The 3630-nt window shown below is 42.5% G+C and carries 3 protein-coding genes; all 3 read right to left on the bottom strand.

Features of this window, described 5'->3' with window-relative positions; genetic code table 11:
- Positions 1-484: 484 nt before the first annotated feature.
- Entirely contained in the window at positions 485-997 is a 513-nt protein-coding gene (locus BG32_RS10490) for a type II secretion system protein J (protein WP_121526805.1), read from the bottom strand.
- Entirely contained in the window at positions 994-1323 is a 330-nt protein-coding gene (locus BG32_RS10485; RefSeq protein WP_147434955.1) for a hypothetical protein, read from the bottom strand. Before BG32_RS10485 ends, BG32_RS10490 begins: the two co-directional genes overlap by 4 nt.
- A 133-nt stretch (positions 1324-1456) precedes the next feature.
- Positions 1457-2779 carry a pilus assembly PilX N-terminal domain-containing protein gene (locus tag BG32_RS10480; RefSeq protein ID WP_121526803.1) on the bottom strand — a complete coding sequence of 441 codons (1323 nt, stop codon included), beginning with the start codon at positions 2777-2779 and terminating at the stop codon, positions 1457-1459.
- Positions 2780-3630: the final 851 nt, after the last annotated feature.

Raw genomic sequence — 3630 nt, 5'->3', positions numbered from 1 at the left:
GAAGTCAGCAACGCCGAATGCGTCTCGGTGTCTTTCCCTGGCTTCTACGAGCTCATGAACAGCGTCGGAGCCGGCTTCCAAACGAAATAGAGAGCCCACGCCTCTAATGGGTCTAGAATCATACAACTGAGAAGGAATCAAGGGGGAAAAAGAAAACCCGGCGAAAAGGCCGGGTTTCTTTTTCTGGAGAGAAGATGTCAAATAATCGTTGCTTGACAGCATTTGACTAATAGAACTAATGTTCTACTGATTTAGCGAATAATCTTATGGAAAGAGCTTCTTTGATCAACATAGATTCCCTGGCTTGTTTGCTTGTTTGCTGCAGAATATAAGTAACTGGCTGTCTGAAAATAAGAGCTGATAAGCCGGATTTGTCAATATGGGGAGACTGAAGAATCATCGCTCGGCTGAATTGTCTCTACTTTCGATTTCGGAAGACTTGTTAATACGTCTTTGGGCAGGACCAGTCGTAATAATGAAGAAGTCAGAAGAACTTATCGGCACCTAAAAAACTTATGGCAGACGATGAACCTTCAGAGATTTCAACAACATTCAATAACTTCACTTTGGATGTGAGAACAATTCCGTACTTACTGTTTGCAATTCTTATTTCCAAAAAGTTCTTATTATTCTCTTCAGTAGTGAAGAGAAGAGTATCTACAACGGGATCAGTAAGGTAGCTTATTCGATCGTTGACCTTGTAGCCAATCCTCTTCTCTTCGATTCCAAATGCCGCTTCTCCACTCTCAAGTTCCAGGTCTTCCAGATTCGAATTTTCATTCTGTACATCTTTTGCCAATCTTAATTCTTTAACAATTATCTCCATCGCCGAGGTCATTTCCCTTTCGATAACTGCCTTTTCCGATAAGTTGTTGTAGGACTTCCACCACATGTTGTAAATGGTTAGAGTAATTGTTAGAACAACGGCAGCGATAGCCATCGTGACAACCATCTCCATAAGAGTTAGTCCTTTTCGCCTGTCAAATTCCTTACTCATTGGCTAGACCTCTTGAACTCAATAAGCTGCTTTGTTTTCCCATAGCCTATCTCATGAATCGCGCCCAAAATATCGATCTCTTCGATAGTCACAGTTGCTTGTTTGCTATCTCCTTTTTCTTCTTCAAGTTCTCCCGACTTAATCAATAGGTCTTCGGAGATTGCGCTGGCAGAGTTTTCAACCCTGAGTGCCGTCATCAGGAAATTCATGAGCGTGACAACAGAGATAATGATAATTAACAATGCTATAAGAACCTCAACGAATGAAAAACCACCACTTCTGTTTATGCCCAGTCCTCCTTGGTCAGTGGCTAGAACGCTCATCACATTCACTCTCCCCACTGTTCGAAGGCTTCTTCACCATCGCCATCGATGATTTCCAAAGAGGTATCTGAAAACTCGTCTTCTACTTTCTTGTAGTTTACTGTTCCCCCTCCGCTTGCTAAGAATCTCTCACATACTATTGCCCCGTAGAAATCAGGTTCCCATGCGTAGTTATCTCGGCATATGGAGCGAACAGAGCTATCGCCTTAGCACTTGGCGTACCATGAAGCACGATGCTGCTTCCCTCATATATTAGAAGTCCACTGACTCTTAGATTACTACTTCCTCCCAACCTAAACTCATCGTCAATCTCGTTCTTTATGTGAATAGTACCTCTCAAATCTAGGTCACCCAAACTCGTTCCCTTGTAATATACAACAACTCTGTCAATTTCATTTTCATCTCCTTCAATATTGATGGAGCCGCCGCCACTAATATTTCCCACATATAGGTTTAGTTTCCCATTACCTGACAGCTCGATAGATGCATATGAGTTCATCTCCAGTTGCTCTATAACAATCTTCCTCACATCACTTGAAGATCCAGTCTCAATTGTGAGTCTGGCTTCTTTACTCTTGTTTTTCCCTTTTATACTTACGCTACTATAGTAACCATCTTCATCAATTGACTCGCTGGATTCCGTTATATTAAGAGACTTCGCGACTTCAAACTTCGGAAAATCAGGAAATGTCGGTATCATACTCTTGTAGTCTCTTATGTTCTCAAGGGTGGCAACACTGTTCCCGTCATCCAAGAAGTAGTCACTGGGAGCCACTCCATCTAGTTCTGTTCCCGGACCAAACCAAGCATTTCCGTAAATGGCAGTCTTGTTATTACCCTCACCGTGACCTTGACTACCCTGTCTGCTAATTGAAGAAGTATCGGTTGAGTTCGTGCCAACATCACCCACGATTTCTGAATTGGCAGAAGCTCCCGTCTCAATTCTCCCATTTGCGAAAATTGCCATATCGAAGACAGGTATCCCTGCAGAACCTTCACTACACATAAATGCGAGCGTTCTTGTCATGTCCCCGGCATTTCCAGACGAGAGGAAGTTCGTGTACTCATTGTCTCTCCAAACTGCGGTCACTATTTCGTTGTTCCTGAAGGAGGAAGCACTTGCTTCAAAGCTCGCTCTAACGTTATCTTTTGGCCAAACGTCTGTGACATCTTGAAAGTCAAAACTCAACTGCCCATTATTGTCGCTGCTAATATTTCCATGAAGTACAATCACTTTTTCATCAAAGAATTGCTCGTCGTTCTTCCTTTTCTCATTCACATACTCCCTGGCAATCTCAACGCCGGATCTTGCAAAGAAATATGCCTGCGTTCGCTTCTCGAGATCATTGGTCTGCCTGGCCTTGCTCATGACCACAGTCATCAATGCAGCTCCAATTATGGATATTACGAGAAAGATTATGAGAGCTATCCCAAGAATCACTCCACTCCTTCTGTTCACTTTGATCTCCTCCTGTAACCCGTACTTTATCACTGAAAATGCCTGAGCGCAAATCTGTGGCTTATCTTCAACATATCTTCTGCAATCTAGTTCAGTTAGTTTTCAGTTGTTTTTCCAATCAAGGCACCAAACAATTCCTGAAACATCTTTATTTCAACAGTAGCCCGGCTTTATACTGTACGGGCGGAACTTTTGTCAAGGTCATCTTCTGAGTAAGCAACACCATGCCAGTTTGCGGAGAATTTGAGCAAAAAACCCTGCAAAATCTTTCAGGTCACGAAATCGAGTCCAACAATTGCTTATGCGTTGTTACCTTTTGTCAACTGACCAACGACAACTGAAGAAAATCCAAACAATCGCCCGGTCCAAGTTGTCAATCGGCCGCTTCTCTTAGAAGTGGATTTCAACAAATCAGTCGCATTAAGGAAACTAATTTCCGCAGCCAAGAATCTTAATGCTCAAATTGCCGTCTTCCTTGTCATGTGCAAGTCACGCGTTCTAGTTCACTAACATACTTGAGTCGGAGGGAGTTATTGAGTCCTCATTTCAAAAAAGTTCGGCAAGAGTAATCATTCTCTCGATTAAATCTTGTGGAATAATCCTTTCGCTTTGAACGTTCTCCTCAGCTCTTCTGGAAAGCAACTTCGGGTCTCGATTATCGTGTAGAGAAACTAGAATCATTTGCCACCCAAACTGGAAGAAATGAAGCAATAAATCATCAGAAAGCCAGGGACTTCTTCACCTTTTATTGTCTTGAGATCCCCTGATTTGCTGCAAAAACTTTGAGCTCAATCTTGTTTTCTCCAAGGAACTGACCGTAATCAGCCGAGCTTACCTATGAACTTGGATAA

The sequence above is a fragment of the Mesotoga sp. HF07.pep.5.2.highcov genome, from assembly GCF_003666285.1.
Lineage (GTDB): Bacteria > Thermotogota > Thermotogae > Petrotogales > Kosmotogaceae > Mesotoga > Mesotoga prima.
This window is presented reverse-complemented; position numbering and strand designations above follow the sequence as displayed.